Source organism: Actinoplanes sp. URMC 104 (genome assembly GCF_051386375.1).
Taxonomy (GTDB): domain Bacteria; phylum Actinomycetota; class Actinomycetes; order Mycobacteriales; family Micromonosporaceae; genus Actinoplanes.
In genome coordinates, this window is record NZ_JBPQTO010000011.1 from 2,563,841 (window position 1) to 2,577,980 (window position 14,140).

Annotated in this window: 16 protein-coding genes; 9 read left to right on the forward strand and 7 right to left on the reverse strand. The window is 72.2% G+C overall.

Annotation, left to right across the window (positions count from 1 at the left end; all coding sequences use genetic code 11):
* Nucleotides 1–28: 28 nt before the first annotated feature.
* Nucleotides 29–1,747: a glycoside hydrolase family 3 protein gene (locus ACSNN8_RS37705; protein WP_436655587.1), complete on the reverse strand. Its 1,719-nt coding sequence runs from the start codon at nucleotides 1,745–1,747 to the stop codon at nucleotides 29–31.
* Nucleotides 1,748–1,829: 82 nt separating this feature from the next.
* Nucleotides 1,830–2,321 (reverse strand): DUF3145 domain-containing protein, encoded by a 492-nt coding sequence (locus tag ACSNN8_RS37710; protein WP_250036188.1) that lies wholly within the window; start codon nucleotides 2,319–2,321, stop codon nucleotides 1,830–1,832.
* Nucleotides 2,322–2,555: 234 nt separating this feature from the next.
* Between ACSNN8_RS37710 and ACSNN8_RS37715 the strand changes: the two genes are divergently transcribed.
* Nucleotides 2,556–2,882 (forward strand): hypothetical protein, encoded by a 327-nt coding sequence (locus tag ACSNN8_RS37715; protein ID WP_436655004.1) that lies wholly within the window; start codon nucleotides 2,556–2,558, stop codon nucleotides 2,880–2,882.
* Between the two features lie 104 nt (nucleotides 2,883–2,986).
* Here the strand turns inward: ACSNN8_RS37715 and ACSNN8_RS37720 are convergent, their stop codons facing one another.
* Nucleotides 2,987–3,607 carry a carbonic anhydrase gene (locus ACSNN8_RS37720; protein ID WP_436655006.1) on the reverse strand — a complete coding sequence of 207 codons (621 nt, stop codon included), beginning with the start codon at nucleotides 3,605–3,607 and terminating at the stop codon, nucleotides 2,987–2,989.
* 173 nt (nucleotides 3,608–3,780) lie between these two features.
* Here ACSNN8_RS37720 and ACSNN8_RS37725 point away from each other — a divergent pair, with 173 nt between their 5' ends.
* Together ACSNN8_RS37725 and ACSNN8_RS37730 are read left to right on the forward strand one after the other, a co-directional pair.
* Nucleotides 3,781–4,743 carry an alpha/beta fold hydrolase gene (locus ACSNN8_RS37725; protein ID WP_436655008.1) on the forward strand — a complete coding sequence of 321 codons (963 nt, stop codon included), beginning with the start codon at nucleotides 3,781–3,783 and terminating at the stop codon, nucleotides 4,741–4,743.
* 97 nt (nucleotides 4,744–4,840) lie between these two features.
* Nucleotides 4,841–5,263: a VOC family protein gene (locus ACSNN8_RS37730; protein WP_436655010.1), complete on the forward strand. Its 423-nt coding sequence runs from the start codon at nucleotides 4,841–4,843 to the stop codon at nucleotides 5,261–5,263.
* Here the strand turns inward: ACSNN8_RS37730 and ACSNN8_RS37735 are convergent.
* Both ACSNN8_RS37735 and ACSNN8_RS37740 read right to left on the reverse strand, forming a co-directional pair.
* Nucleotides 5,253–5,717 carry an SRPBCC domain-containing protein gene (locus ACSNN8_RS37735; protein WP_436655012.1) on the reverse strand — a complete coding sequence of 155 codons (465 nt, stop codon included), beginning with the start codon at nucleotides 5,715–5,717 and terminating at the stop codon, nucleotides 5,253–5,255. The genes ACSNN8_RS37730 and ACSNN8_RS37735 overlap by 11 nt on opposite strands.
* Nucleotides 5,714–6,049 carry an ArsR/SmtB family transcription factor gene (locus ACSNN8_RS37740; protein ID WP_436655015.1) on the reverse strand — a complete coding sequence of 112 codons (336 nt, stop codon included), beginning with the start codon at nucleotides 6,047–6,049 and terminating at the stop codon, nucleotides 5,714–5,716. The genes ACSNN8_RS37735 and ACSNN8_RS37740 overlap by 4 nt, the downstream gene beginning before the upstream one ends.
* A gap of 143 nt (nucleotides 6,050–6,192) precedes the next feature.
* On the opposite strand from ACSNN8_RS37740, the gene ACSNN8_RS37745 reads away from it, so the two are divergent.
* The gene (locus tag ACSNN8_RS37745; protein ID WP_436655017.1) at nucleotides 6,193–8,316 is read left to right on the forward strand and encodes a HelD family protein; all 2,124 of its coding nucleotides are present in this window, start codon (nucleotides 6,193–6,195) and stop codon (nucleotides 8,314–8,316) included.
* A gap of 1 nt (nucleotide 8,317) precedes the next feature.
* Here ACSNN8_RS37745 and ACSNN8_RS37750 read toward each other — a convergent pair whose 3' ends face one another.
* A complete protein-coding gene (locus ACSNN8_RS37750; protein ID WP_436655019.1) occupies nucleotides 8,318–9,238 on the reverse strand; it encodes an SMP-30/gluconolactonase/LRE family protein in 921 nt (306 codons plus the stop codon).
* 133 nt (nucleotides 9,239–9,371) lie between these two features.
* Between ACSNN8_RS37750 and ACSNN8_RS37755 the strand changes: the two genes are divergently transcribed.
* The 4 genes from ACSNN8_RS37755 to surE all read left to right on the forward strand — a co-directional run bounded on the left by ACSNN8_RS37755 (nucleotide 9,372) and on the right by surE (nucleotide 12,565).
* Nucleotides 9,372–10,286 (forward strand): cation diffusion facilitator family transporter, encoded by a 915-nt coding sequence (locus ACSNN8_RS37755; RefSeq protein ID WP_436655021.1) that lies wholly within the window; start codon nucleotides 9,372–9,374, stop codon nucleotides 10,284–10,286.
* Nucleotides 10,287–10,426: 140 nt separating this feature from the next.
* Nucleotides 10,427–10,735: a hypothetical protein gene (locus ACSNN8_RS37760; RefSeq protein ID WP_436655023.1), complete on the forward strand. Its 309-nt coding sequence runs from the start codon at nucleotides 10,427–10,429 to the stop codon at nucleotides 10,733–10,735.
* Nucleotides 10,736–10,811: 76 nt separating this feature from the next.
* The gene (locus ACSNN8_RS37765) at nucleotides 10,812–11,726 is read left to right on the forward strand and encodes a 1-phosphofructokinase family hexose kinase (protein ID WP_436655025.1); all 915 of its coding nucleotides are present in this window, start codon (nucleotides 10,812–10,814) and stop codon (nucleotides 11,724–11,726) included.
* Entirely contained in the window at nucleotides 11,723–12,565 is an 843-nt protein-coding gene (surE, locus tag ACSNN8_RS37770; protein ID WP_436655027.1) for a 5'/3'-nucleotidase SurE, read from the forward strand. Before ACSNN8_RS37765 ends, surE begins: the two co-directional genes overlap by 4 nt.
* Before the next feature lie 332 nt (nucleotides 12,566–12,897).
* On the opposite strand, the gene ACSNN8_RS37775 is transcribed toward surE, so the two are convergent.
* On the reverse strand, nucleotides 12,898–13,260 hold the full coding sequence (locus tag ACSNN8_RS37775) for an STAS domain-containing protein (RefSeq protein WP_436655029.1): 363 nt from the start codon (nucleotides 13,258–13,260) through the stop codon (nucleotides 12,898–12,900).
* Between the two features lie 320 nt (nucleotides 13,261–13,580).
* Here ACSNN8_RS37775 and ACSNN8_RS37780 point away from each other — a divergent pair, with 320 nt between their 5' ends.
* Nucleotides 13,581–14,018 (forward strand): hypothetical protein, encoded by a 438-nt coding sequence (locus tag ACSNN8_RS37780; protein WP_436655031.1) that lies wholly within the window; start codon nucleotides 13,581–13,583, stop codon nucleotides 14,016–14,018.
* The last annotated feature ends 122 nt before the right edge of the window (nucleotides 14,019–14,140 follow it).

A 14,140-nucleotide genomic window follows, 5' to 3' on the forward strand; every position in this document is an offset into this window, starting at 1 on the left:
AAGGCCCGGCCGCTCGGCCGGGCCTTTTTCAGCAGGCCGTCCGGGGCAGACCGGCGACCGCCACAGGGGACCTGCCGGGCGCCTTCGCCTTGCCGGCCAGCACGGCGGCCAGGGCGCCCAGCGAGAGCTTGCTGGAGGAGTACGTGGCCACCAGCACCGGCGACCTGGCCGCGGCCAGCAGGTGCGGGGTGTCCATCGCGACCGTCACGCGTGCCGACGGGCTCAGGTCGGTCGTCTTGTCCCCGTACCCGACCAGGTGCACCACGGTGCCCCCCGCCGCCTGCACCCGGAACCCCTGAGCCTGCAGCGCCCGGACGAGCGCGACGCGGGCCACCTCGCGGCCGCCCGACGCGCTGACCGTGACCGGGCCGCTGAGCAGCGCCCCCGAACACGGCCCGCGCAGCACGGTGACCGAGGCGGCGTCGAGGGCAGCGACCGCCTTCTCGTGCTCCGGCGAGCCGACCACGGCCAGGTCCGGCCGGGTCGGGGCGGCGGTGCGGAACTTCAGCGTCAGGATCCGCGTGACCGCCTCGACCAGCCGCTGCTTGCTCAGCGAGCCGTCCCTGAGCCCGGCCAGGATCCCGTCGCGGGCCGCCCCGATGTCCGGCGGCATGAGCAGCATGTCGTTGCCGGCGTTGAGGGCCCGTACGGCCGCCTCGCCCGGCGGCCACTTCATCGCGGGCGGCATGTTCATCGCGTCGGTGACCGCGACGCCTGAGAACTTGAGCTGCCCGCGCAGCACGTCCGTCATGATCTTTTTGGAGAAGGTGGCCGGGACGCCCTTGTCGAGCGCCTGCAGGTCGAGGTGCCCGGACATCACCACGCCCGTCCCCGCGGCCACACCGGCCTGGAACGGTGGCAGGTCCTGAGCGGTCCACGCGGCTCTGCTCTGCGCCACGACGGGCAAGCCCTCGTGGCTGTCCCCGCTGGTGTGCCCGTGCCCCGGGAAGTGCTTGAGACCCGCCGCGACGCCCGCGCTCCGCAGGCCGCGCACGGCGGCGGCGACCTGCTGGGCGTTCGCCTCGGCGTCCGAGCCGAACGAGCGTGACCCGATCACCGTGTTGGCGGGCGGGCCGAGGGTGTCGGCGACCGGGGCGAAGTCGACGGTGATGCCCATCGCGGCGAGCTCGGCCCCTGCGGCGCGCCAGGCGGCCTCGGTGAGCCTGGGCTGCCCCGCCGCGCCCGCTCCCATGGCGGACGGCAGCATGGTGACGCCCTGGGTGACGCGCGTCACCACCCCGTACTCCTGGTCGGTGCCGATCATCAGCGGGGCGCCGCCGGGCAGGCGCCGCGCGGCCTCCTGCAGGCCGTCGGTGAGCGCGCGGACCTGCTGCGGGTTCTCGACGTTGGTGGTGGGGTTCGTCGCGCCGGTCGGGTCCTTGGCGGTGAAGCCGACGAGGATCAGGCCGCCCAGCCGGAACTTGGCGATCATCTCGGCGGGCGTGTCCACCCCGGCCAGCCCCTGGTTGCCCGCGGCCGAGCCCTTGTCGACGCTCGTCGCGGAGCTTCCGTAGGCGTACGGCATGAGCACCTGACCGGCCAGCGAGGTGTCGTCCATCGCGGCCACCGCGGCAGCCGCCTGCTGTGCGGGGTCGCCGGTGGGCGTCGCGGCGGAGGCGGGCGGCAATGCCGAGGGGACCGCCGGCGGCACGGAGCCGGTCGCGCGCGGCGCCGGGCCGTCGTCGGCACCGCACGCCGCGGCGGCGAGCAGCAGCGGGACGAGCAGGGCGGCGCGCACGGTCCTCATCACGCAGCCATCGAAGCAGGAGACGGGCAGCACGGCATCTCCGGGGTCTTTCCGGACTGATCCGGCCCGCGGCCGCGCCGGATCAGCCGACGCGGGTCAGCAACGTCACCGGGGCGCCGTCGCCGGCGTAGCGATAGGGCTCCAGTTCGGCGTCCCACGCCGTGCCGAGCGCCTTCTCCAGGGCATGCGAAAGGGCCTCCGGCGCCCGCGCGGAGGCCATGATCGAGCGCAGCCTGTCCTCGCCGATCTGGATGTCGCCCGACGCGCCCATGATCCCGTGAAAGAGGCCGCGGCCCGGGACGTGCATGAAACGCTCGCCGTCGACGCCCGGACTGGGTTCCTCGGTCACCTCGAAACGGATCATGGGCCACTGCCGGAGGGCAGCAGCCAGCTCGGCGCCGGTACCCGCCCGTCCGGTCCAGCTGCACTCGGCGCGCCGCATGCCGGGATCGACCGGCTGCGCCGTCCAGTGCAACGTGACCGGCGCGGTGAGCACGCGCGCGATCGCCCACTCGACGTGCTGGCACACGGCGAGTGGGGTCGAGTGGACGTATACGACGCCACACGTTGGCACGGTGACCTCCCGAAGACCGAGGTGCGTCTTCCCCTACGACCTCGACCGCGGTTGATCGTGTCCCATGATGCCGGGTGGTACGGATGGTGCGCCAGAGAATCGGCAACATCGACATCGGATCGGCCGTAGTGGCACACCCCGTACAACGTCTCAACCTGCTCGGACGGCACGGCCCGGCGGTCATCGTGTAGAGTTGCTACGGCCTTTTTTCTGCTTTCTCCAAGGAGTACCGCCGTGGCGAGCAACACCTCAAAGACCGCCCGCGCATCAGTCCGCGCCGGCCAGGGATCCGGCGGCGCCCTCAGCGTGCTCGGTGAGTACAAGTACCTCATCCCGCTCGCCAACGGCCGCTTCGCGTACGTGCGCAACCTGACCAACGGCAAGACCGCGCACCTCAAGACCGACTCGGACGCCTTCGTCGAGGAGATCCGCACGCTGGCCGCCGCGGGTCACGGCGCCAAGATCCGCGCCGAGCTGACCGCGCTCGCCGAGGCGAACCCGACGCACGGCTGGGACACCACCGAGAAGCGTCTCGCCGACGCCGGTGTCTTCGAGGGCTGAGCCCACCAACGACGAAAGGCGCCTGTCGGTTGTGCCGACAGGCGCCTTTTCGCATCTTCCGATGATCTGCACACGATGATCATCGCGGCCGGTATGCGGCCAGATCAGGGCAGAAGCCCGACCTCGCCCGTGTCGAGGTCGTAGACCGCACCCACCACCTTGACCCGGCCCGAAGCGACCGCGTCGGCCATCGGGTCGACGGCGGCCAGGCGGCGCACCGTGCGGCCCACGTGGGCGCGCATGGACTTCTCGGCGGCGTCGGGCTCGTCGACCCCCACCGCACGCACGGCCGGAGCGATCTCGTCGACCAGGTAGCCGATGTCGCCCGCCGGGATCTCGCCGGCCCGCAGGGCCGCGACCGATGCCGCCACCGCGCCGCAGCGCTTGTGGCCCAGCACCATGATCAGCGGGACGCCGAGCTCGGCGACCGCGAAGCCGACCGACCCGAGCACCGCCCGGTCGACCACGTGGGCGCCGGAGCGCACCACGCAGATCGACCCGAAGGTCTGGTCGAAGATCGCTTCGAGCGGCACCCGGGAGTCGATGCAGCCGAGCACCACCGCGTGCGGCTGCTGGCGGCCCGACGCGGCGGCAGCGGCCGAAACCTGGTGGCCGTGCTCCGGACGGCCGCTCACGAACCGTTTGTTGCCCGCGACCAGTTCGGCCAGGGCTTCCTCGGCATTGGTGATGGGCGCCGTGGGCGCGGCGGAGGGGTCCGTGGTCATACGAGTGATTCTCACCCAGTTCGGCGGTGTGAACAGTGACTGCGAGCCAACTCACGTTCAGGACGGGAATTACGACCCTGGTGCGCCGAATCACCGGTGGCTTTTCGGGTGATCGTGAGTGATGCTGATTACCCGTGGGTACAACGGGGCGACAGCAAGTCGCGGAGGTGCCCATGACGCAGCGCTCGGAGCTGACACTCGCCGACGGCGTACGGCTGTCCGTCGAGATCGACGGACCGTCGACCGCCGACGTCACTGTCGTCGCGCTGCACGGCTGGTGCCAGGACAAGCGCACGTGGGAGCACCAGCGAGCGGCGCTGCGCCGGCTCGGCTCGCGTCGGCCGCGCGTGATCGCGTACGACACCCGGGGCCACGGCCGTTCCGGCGCCACCCCGCTCGACTCGGCCACCCTGGGCCAGCTCGGCGACGATCTGGCCGAGGTGCTGCGGCGCTACGCCCCCCAGGGCCCCGTCGTGCTCGCCGGCCACTCGCTCGGCGGCATGACCATCATGGAGTACGCGCACCGGCACCCCGAGCAGTTCGCCGACCGCGTGGCCGGCCTGCTGCTGGTCTCGACCACCGCCGAGGGGCACACGCACACCCACTACGGCCTGCCGGACCGGCTCGCCACGCTGATGCGCGCGGGCGAGACCATCGGGGCGGGCCTGCTGGCCCGCTCCGGCTCGTGGTGCCCGCACCGGGCGCTGCTGCCCGCGCTGCGCCCGGCCGTACGGTGGCTGCTGTTCGGCGAGGGCCACGCGGAGGAGGCGCTCGAGACGACGCTGCGCTGCTTCGGCCGTACGACCTTGCGCTCGATCGGCGGCTTCCGCGCCTCGATCGGCACCCAGCAGCGCCTGGACACGCTCGCCACCCTCGGCGACGTCCCGGCCGCCGTGCTCGTCGGCGAGCGGGACCGGCTGACCCCGCCCGCCTGCGCGGAGTCGATCGCCTCCGCGCTGCCGCACGCGCGGCTCACCGTGGTGCCCGGCGCGGGTCACATGCTGCCGCTCGAGCGTCCCGACGAGGTGTCCGACGAACTGTCCGAGATCGTCAAGCGCGTGTCGCGCGGCGTGGGCGCCCAGCGCCGGCGGGCCAAGCGCGCCCGCCGGGCCGAGCAGTACGAGCAGGCCGCCTGAGCCCTTCCGCAACCCCCGGCCGCTTCCCGAGTGAAGGGCCGGGGATCGGACGGATTGCGGTCAGTATGTGGCCGTTGTGTCGGGCACGATGGGGACCATGACGATCGACCGTTCAGGATCCAGGATCGACCACCTCAACATCGCCGTGCCGGACCTGGCCGCCGCCGTCCGCTTCTACGAGCCGGTGCTCGCCTCCATCGGGATCACGAAGATGCTCGAGATCCCGCCGGACGCGACCCCGAACCAGCCGACGGCCATGACCGGCTTCGGGCTGGCCGGGGTCAAGCCGTACTTCTGGCTCATCGACGGCGGCACCGTCGGCACCAACATGCACGTGGCCTTCACCGTCGACGACCGCGACGACGTGGCGACCTTCTACCACGCGGCCCTCGAGGCGGGCGCCACCTCACTGCTGGCGCCGGCCGTGCACCCCGAGTATCACGACGACTACTACGGCGCCTTCGTGCTGGACCCGCACGGCATCAACCTGGAGGCGGTGTGCCACCGGCCTAGTCGGTGAGGGACTTGCCCAGGGCGTCCATCAGGTACTCGGTGCCGGCCCGGCGCTGCTCGGCGGTGTCCAGGCCGTCCAGGTAGACCCCCTGCTCGGTGATGGCGAAGTCGGTGCCGCCGCCGGGTGCCAGGCGGAACTCGGCGGTGACGACGGAGACCGAGATGCGGGCGCCGTTCAGGCTCATCTCGTAGGTGTAGACGAGGCGCTCGTCCGGGACGATGTCGGTGTAGGCGGCGCGGAAGCCGTACCGGGTGCCGTCGCCGGCGATGGTCGTCGCCGTCTCGCGGCCGCCCTCGCGGAAGTCGAACGACACGTCCTCCTGCCGTGTCGCGGGGTCGGGCGAGCCGAACCACCTGGCCTTGGCCTGCGGGTCGGCGAAGGCGTGGAAGACCCGGGCGGGCGCGGCGTCGAAGTGCCGCTTGATCGTGAAGGTGTCGTGCTGGGCGCTGCGCGTGGTCATTCGCTTTCTCCTTCGGCGGTGAGGAACTCGTCGAGACGGTCGAGGCGGCTCACCCATCCGGCCCGCCGGTCGGCGATCCACTGCTCGGCGGCGCTGAGCGCGACCGGCTCGAGGTAGCAGGTGCGGACCCGGCCGGTCTTGCGGGACCGGACCAGGCCGCTCTCCTCGAGCACGCGCAGGTGCTGCAGGACCGCGGGCAGCGACATCACCAGCGGCTCGGCCAGCTCCTTCACGGAGGCCGGGCCGCGGCTGAGGCGCTCCACCATGCTGCGGCGGCTGCCGTCGGCGAGCGCCGCGAACATCAGGTCGAGCGAGGGCTGATGGTTAAGCACTCGCTTAAGTATTGTCGGCGCCGCGTCGATGTCAAGACCGGGCGAGACGCGACCGGGCCCGAGGGAGTAAGTTCGAGTGCTCCCTTTTGCGAGCACGCTGCCCGAAGGCGTGCACCGGGGGCCGGAAAGAGAGATTCACCGCCTTGAGCGACGCCACCGTTCGTCAGCAGGAGATCGCGGTCGAGCAGAAGCACGTCGACCGCGTCTATGCCCGGCTCGCCGAGCTGCGCCACGACGCCTCACGCGCCGAGAAGGAGGGCTACCGGCTGGCCGGGGTCGGCACCTTCGGCGCGCTGGTGGAACGGGACGCGATGGTCTTCCACGCCGCCCGGCGGCGGCACGCGCTCGACACCGAGTACGAGGGTCTGGTCTTCGGCCGGCTCGACCTGAAGGCCGGCGCCACCCACTACGTCGGCCGCATGGGCATCCGCGACGACGGCTCGCAGCCGCTGGTGGTCGACTGGCGCGCGCCGGCCGCCGCCGCGTTCTACCGGGCCACGGCAGCCGAGCCGCTCGGGGTCGTGCGCCGCCGCATGATCCAGTCGAGCGGCGAGCGGGTCACCGGCATCGAGGACGACCTGCTCGACCCCGACGCGGCGCCGGAGGGCATGCGCGTGGTCGGCGACGGCGCGCTGCTGGCCAGCCTCTCCAAGGCCACCGGCCGGGGCATGCGCGACATCGTCGCCACCATCCAGCGCGAGCAGGACGAGGCGATCCGCTCCCCCGCCTCGGGCGTGACGATCGTGACCGGCGGCCCCGGCACCGGCAAGACCGCAGTGGCGCTGCACCGGGCGGCGTACCTGCTCTATTCCGACCGCAACCGGTTCGCCGGCGGCGGCATCCTGGTGGTCGGCCCGTCCGGCGTCTTCGTCGACTACATCGCCACCGTGCTGCCGTCGCTGGGCGAGGACACGGCGACCCTGCGCTCGCTCGGCTCGATGGTGCCCGGCTACGACGCCACCCGGGTCGACCCCAGCGACGTCGCCGCGATCAAGGGCTCGCTGCGCATGCGGCGGCTGCTCGAGCGCGCCTCGCACGACGCCGTGCCCGACGGCCCCACCGAGCTGCGCCTGCTCTACCGCGGCACGTTGCTGCGGCTGGAGCGGGCCGAGCTCGACCGCATCCGGCGGGCGGCGCTGCCCCGCGGCGCCCGGCGCAACGAGGTGCGCGGGGCGGGCTTCGACCGGGTCTTCGACGCGCTGTGGGCGCAGGCCCGCCAGCACAAGGTCAGCGGCCTGCCCGAGAAGCCGGACTTCGAGGCCGAGCTGGCCGACCGCACCGACTTCCGCGAGTTCCTCAAGGCGTGGTGGCCGCGGTTCACGCCGATGCGGGTGCTGCGCTGGCTCGCGGTTCCCGGGCGCCTGAGGGCGTACGCCCAGGGTCTGCTCTCCAAGGAGGAGATCGCGCGCCTGCAGGGGTCGTTCGACGCGCTCGCCACCGAGGGCCCGACGATCGCCGACGTGGCGCTGCTCGACGAGCTGGACGAGCTGATGGGTCGTCCGCGCAAGCCGGCCAAGCGGACCAGCAACCCCTTCCACGTGCGCGACGGCATCCAGGAGCTGAGCACGGCCACCGAGCGGCAGGCCGCGGCCCGCGCCCAGCAGGTGCAGCGCGACGAGGACTACCGGGACTACGCGCACGTGGTGGTCGACGAGTCGCAGGACGTCTCGCCGATGCAGTGGCGGATGATCGGGCGCCGCGGCTCGTACGCGTCCTGGACGGTCGTCGGCGACCCGGCGCAGACCGCATGGTCGGGTGATCCGGCCGAGCTCGACCGGGCCCGCGAGCGTGCACTGGGCTCGCGCAAGCGCAACAGCTACGCGCTGACCACCAACTACCGCAACTCGTCGGAGATCTTCGCGGTCGCCGCCTCGGTGATCCGGGTGATCATGCCGGACCTGCCGCTGCCCTCGGCCGTGCGCAGCACCGGCGTGGAACCGGTCGACCTGGTGACCGACGCCGCCAAGCTGCCCGAGGTGGTGCGCGAGGTGGCCGAGAAGCAGCTCGCCGACGTCGACGGGACGATCGGGGTGATCACGCCGGTGCCGCGCCGCGACGAGATGGCGCAGTGGGTCGCCGGGATGCCGGAACGGGTCCAGGTGGTCACGGCGCTGGAGGCCAAGGGCATGGAGTACGACGCGGTGGTGCTCGTCGAGCCGGGCTCCCTCACGAAGGATCCGGCCGGCATTCGCACCCTGTACGTCGCGCTGTCCCGGGCCACCCAGCGCCTGACCACCGTCGGAACCGATCCGGCGTGGCGCCCGTGACCTACGGGATCGGCACGGCGACCGCGGTGTAGGTGGTGGTGGGCGTCGGCGTGGTGGTGAAGCGGGCGTTCGGCAGGTAGAACCGCTTGCCGAACTCCGCGATCGTGGTCGGCACGTCGAAGGACGCGCTGGTGGTGCGGGAGACGACCGTGCCGCGGGTCGCCTTCCGGTCGAGCGCGACCTCGGCGATCACGTTGAGCCGGTTCTGCACGACGTAGAGCGTGCGGCCGCGCAGCCACAGCCCGTCGCCGTTCGCCACGGTCTCGGCGCCGAGCCCGATCTCGGTGGACCGGCCGTCGTAGCCGACGCGGAACAGCTTGCCGAGGTTGGACTGCACGACGATCAGGGCGCGGCCGTCGGGCGTACGGGAGATGCCGTTGGCGTTGTTTCCGGTGGTGTACCGGATGTCGCCGGTCAGCGGCACGGCCACCGGCTCACCCTTGCCGCGCAGCGGTACCTTCCACAGCACCGGGTTCGCCGAGTCGGTGAACCAGGCGGCGTCGCGGGTGAGGATCACGTCGTTGATGAACCAGGCGGTGGTGCCCGGGGTCTTGAGGGTGTACGAGCGGAGCACCTTGCCGCTGCGCAGGTCGACCACGCGGGCCGTGCCGGCGCTGCCACCGGCCACATAGAGCCGGTCGCCGCCGATCTTCAGGCCGAGCGAGGGGTTGCCCGCGCCGGGGCCCTCGCTGAACACCGCACCCTTGCCGGTGCGCAGGCTGACGCGGTAGATGTCGCCGTCGACGCGGGAGCCGAAGTACGCGTACGGCCGGGTGCCGATGGCGATGCCCTCGGGCTGGAAGCCGTCGGGCAGGGCGAGCGTGGTGGGCCACTTGGTGGCGGAGTGCGCGGCGGCCGGTGCGGCGCCGACGAGCACGGCGAGCACCGTGGAGATGACAACTGCGAGGGTACGTCTGGACACGGACATCCTTTCCAGGCGGAACGGGGCTGTCATCGCCTTCATACCCCGTTCTTCGCGGGGTGGTTCAAGTTGCAAACATAGCGATGTACGCATACATTGGCCGGGGCGCGCCGCGCCGACGGAAGGTTGGGACATGGGAGCCGGGCACGACCACGGAGGCCAGGCGCTGCGCGCGGGCGCGAAGCACCGCGCACGGCTCTGGTGGGCCGCCTGCCTGCTCGCCGGCTTCATGGTCGTCGAGGCGGCGGCCGCGCTGCTGACCGGCTCGCTCGCGCTGCTCTCCGACGCCGGGCACATGTTCACCGACGTGCTGGGCATCGCCATGGCGCTCGCCGCGATCACCGCGGCCGGCCGCGCCGCCACCGACTCGCAGCGCACGTTCGGCCTCTACCGGCTCGAGGTGCTGGCCGCGCTCGCCAACGCCGTGCTGCTCACCGCCGTGGCGGTCGTCGTGGTGGTGCAGGCCGTGCGCCGCTTCACCGACCCGCCCGACGTACCGGCCGGCTCGATGCTGCTCGTGGCCGTGGGCGGGCTGGTGGTCAACCTGATCGCCTTCGCGCTGTTGCGCAGCGGCGCGCAGGAGAGCATCAACGTGCGCGGCGCCTACCTCGAGGTGGTCGGCGACCTGCTGGGCTCGGCCGGCGTGATCGTGGCCGCCGCGATCATCGGGCTCACCGGCTGGTCGTACGCGGACCCGATCGTGGCCGTGGTCGTGGCGCTCATGATCCTGCCGCGCACGTTCGCGCTCGGCCGGTCGGCGGTGCGCATCCTGGTGCAGGCCGCGCCCGCCCACCTCGACATCACCCGGGTGCGTGCGCGGCTCGCCGCCGTGCCGGGCGTCTGCGACGTGCACGACCTGCACGTCTGGACGCTCACCTCGGGCATGGACGTGGCCTCGGCCCACCTGAGCCTCGAGCCCGCCGCGGAGCTTGGCGCCGTGCTCGCCGACGCCCGCGAGGCGCTGCACGACGACTTCCACATCGACCACGCCACGTTGCAGGTGGAGCCGGTCGGCGCGAGCGGACGGTGCTCTCCTGCCGGATGGTGAGCGGGTCGCCCCGGACTATGGCGATCATCACACCTCAGGGTGCACGATCATCACACCGGTCACCGCGTGTGCCGACCACCGTCGCGTCTTCGGCTTCGCTCCTACGCTTGGTGACCATGCCATCACGGGAGGAAACCAGCATGACCACGGTCATCCACCAGCCGAGGATCGCCTGGGACGGCGCCCGCGCGATCGTGCGCGCGGCGGGCAGCCCGCACAGCGAGGGCTTCGCCGCCCGGGTGCTCAGCCGGCTGGGTAGCGAGATGTACGGCCACTTCGCCGACACCCGCCAGCGGCTGCTCACCGCGCTGGTCGAGACCGGCGGCGACCGGTACGCCGCGGACGTCGAGGCCGGCAAGTGGCGGGTGCGCCTGGAGGACCTGCTGCGCAGCCGCCCCGAGCTGACCGACGCCGTGGTCGAGCTGACCGGCGAGGGCCTCCTGCTCTGATCCGCCGCTTTTGCGGTAAACCGCACCAACCGGGCGGCCAGCGGCAACAATGCCCATTATGGGCGACGCTCGGGTGATGGTCTTCGCACCGGCACCGCAACTGACGGTGACGATCGAACAGCAACACAACCAATCGGAACTTCATGTCCACCCCGGCGGTCAGGGCATCTGGCAGGCCCGGATGATCACCTCGCTCGGCGCCGAGGTGACGCTCTGCACCGCGGTCGGCGGCGAGGTGGGCCGCGTCCTCAAGCCGCTGCTGGACTTCAAGGGCGTGCAGCTGCGCACCATCCCCCGCGAGAGCGGCAGCGGCTGGTACGTGCACGACCGCCGCGGCGGCAAGCGGCAGGAGCTCGCCGAGCATCCCGGCGCCCCGTTCACCCGGCACGAGCTCGACGAGCTCTACAACCTCGCGCTCGCCGAGGGGCTGCGCTGCGGCAACGCGATCCTCAGCGGCCCGGCACACCCCTCGGTGATCCGGCCCGACGTCTACGGCCGCCTCGCCCACGACCTGCGTGCGCACGGCTGCCGGGTGATCGCCGACCTGTCCGGCGACCACCTCAAGGCCGTGCTCGAGGCCGGGCTCGACGTGGTCAAGGTCAGCCACGAGGAGCTGCTGCGGGACGGCGTGATCAAGGACGACTCCGAGAAGACGCTCACCGAGGCGCTGGTCAACCTGCACGAGAACGGCGCCGAGATGGCGCTGCTGTCCCGGGCGGACGCGGGCGCGCTCGCCCTGTTCAACGAACAGATCTACCGGGTCGGCATCCCGAAGCTCACGATCGCCGACCACCGCGGCGCCGGCGACTCGATGACCGCCGGGGTCGCCGCCGTGCTGGCCAAGGGCGGCGAGATGACGCAGGCGGTCCGCACCGGGGCGGCCGCCGGAGCGCTCAACGTCACCCGGCACGGGCTCGGCACCGGGCACATGGACGCGGTCTCTGTGCTCACCGAGCGGGTCAAGCTCACCCCGATCAAGAAGGCACGATGACGAGAATCCTGGTCACCAACGACGACGGCATCGACGCGCCCGGCCTGCGCTGGCTGGCCCGGGCCGCGGCCCGCGAGGGACACGAGGTCGTGGTCGCCGCGCCGGTCACCGAGGCGAGCGGCAGCAGCGCCGCCATGACAGCGGTCGAGGAGCACGGCAAGATCATCCTGCACAAGCGGGAGCTGCCCCACGCCAAGCACATCCCGGCGTACGCCGTGGCGGCCTCCCCCGCGTACATCGTGCTGCTGGCCCTGCGGGAGGCCTTCGGCGAGGTGCCCGAGCTGATCCTGTCGGGCATCAACCGGGGCGCCAACGCGGGCGCCGCGGTCGTGCACTCCGGCACCGTCGGCGCCACGCTGACCGGGTCGTACGCCGGACTGCACGGCCTGGCCGTCTCGCTCGACGTGCTCTCGCCGCGGGCCTCCACCGCCCGTAGCGGCGGCGCCGCGCTCGCCATGCTCGACCACGAGGAGGACGAGAAGCGCCACTGGGGCAGCGCCGCCGACCTCGCCGTGCGCCTGATCCCCACGCTGCTGCACACCCCGCCCGGCACGATCTTCAACCTCAACGTGCCCGACCTGCACCTCGACGGCATCCGCGGGCTGAAGCGGGCGTCGCTGGCCTCCTTCGGCCAGGTGCAGGTGAGCATCGCCGAGGCCGGTGAGGGCTTCGTACGGACGGCCGTGCAGGCGGCGGACGACACGCTGCAGCCCGACACCGACCTGGCTTGCCTGGCCGAGCACTTCGCCGTCGTGACACCGATCCGGCCGCCGCACGAGCTCACCGAGGTGAAGATCAACCTCGAGACCGTGCCGCTGCATGCGCCCGCCCTGGCGTGATCGGCCCGCTTTTCATGATCGCTCGAAGCGTCCGCTCCCGGCGCATGATCGCCCGCTCTGATGATCACCCGTGGGCCACCGCCTCCCCCGCCCGCCCTGGGTGCGGGGAGCCTACGCCGCCTCGAGGAGCGGTGGGGGCGCCTGTGGACAACCGGCGCCGGCGGTGGACGAGGACGGCGGTCGGACCGATGAGGCGCGGGGCGCTCGGTGCGGGTTCGCTACGGCAACGGGCAGCGCGGGCTGCGGCCGGGCGTCAGGCAGGCTCTGGACCGCCACGGCGGCCCGAGAGCCGAGGCGCCCGCCGCCGGCAGCGACGGGCGGCTGCTGGGCTGTCAGGCGCCGGATATGGCGGGCTGGGCGGCCTCGGCGTCGCCGAAAGGCTGGGGATTGCCGAAGAGGCCGAGCAGCCCGGTGACCCAGAGCTGGCGGTGCGCGAAGCGGCTGGGCCGGGTGACGATCAGCTTGACCTCGCTGACCTGCGCGAGCTGGAAGGCGCCGACGAGCGCGCTGATGCCCACGGAGTCGATGAACGTCACGTTCTGAAGGTTGAGCTCGATGCGAGTGAGATGTCCGGCGGCCAGCTGCGTCGCCACAGCCTCGCGGATCTCGTATGCGTTCTCGACGTCGATCTCGCCGCTGGGCGAGACCTCCACCACGTCGTCGGCAAGCGTCGACGTCATTATCGACAGCGTCACGCCAATTCCCTCCACCCGCCCGGCGTCTCCGAGCGTCATTCCTCCTGCACAGGCCGCAGACCGAGCGGTCTGAACCCGTCCGGACGAGACCCGTGCCCGGGGGCGGTCGAGACTACCCTCGGCAGGTTCGGTGAAACTGACCGAAAGGCTAGGACCCGAACCTGTTAGGCACCTGAGTGCCTCGTGTGAACCGGGTCAAGAGTACCGGCCGGCGGCAAGTCGTTTCCGAAACGTGATGGTGTCCACACGGGACACGTTTGCCGAACGGCGGCCATGGGCAGGGTTAACACCGGAACGCCGAGCGCGGGAGGTTAACCACCATGTTCTCCACCAAGAGCAAGACGGAGCGTACGGCCGCGCAGGCCTGGGAGTATCTGACGGCTGCCATGACGGCGGCGGGCGAGAGCGCCAAGGACACCGGCGACAAGGCCGCCAGGCTGGCCGGCAAGGTCAGTGACCAGGGTCACAAGCTGTCGGACGCGGGCTACCGGCTGGCCGGCAAGCGGCAGACGCTGGCGGGCCGGGCGAGCGGCAAGGCGGACGTGGCCTGGTCGCGGGCGAACGCGGCGGCGGCCGCCCTGGCGGGGCGCAAGCCGGCCATGCCGTGGGGTCTGATCGCGGGTGTCGGCCTGCTCGGCGTCGCGATCGGCTGGGCCGTGGCGACGTCGACGCGGACGGCCCTCGAGCGCCAGGCCGAGCGGGAAGAGCTCGAGCTGGCCGAGACGGCGGTCGTGGTCACCCCGACCTACGACAGCTGACACGTCCCTCTTCGTGATCTCCGGGCGGCCTGTGCCGCCCGGAGATTTGCCGTACCCCCCGCTGAGCGGCTCGGGCGGCTACAGTTTCGCCGTCGCACCGCTGTGGCTCCGCCACCCGATTA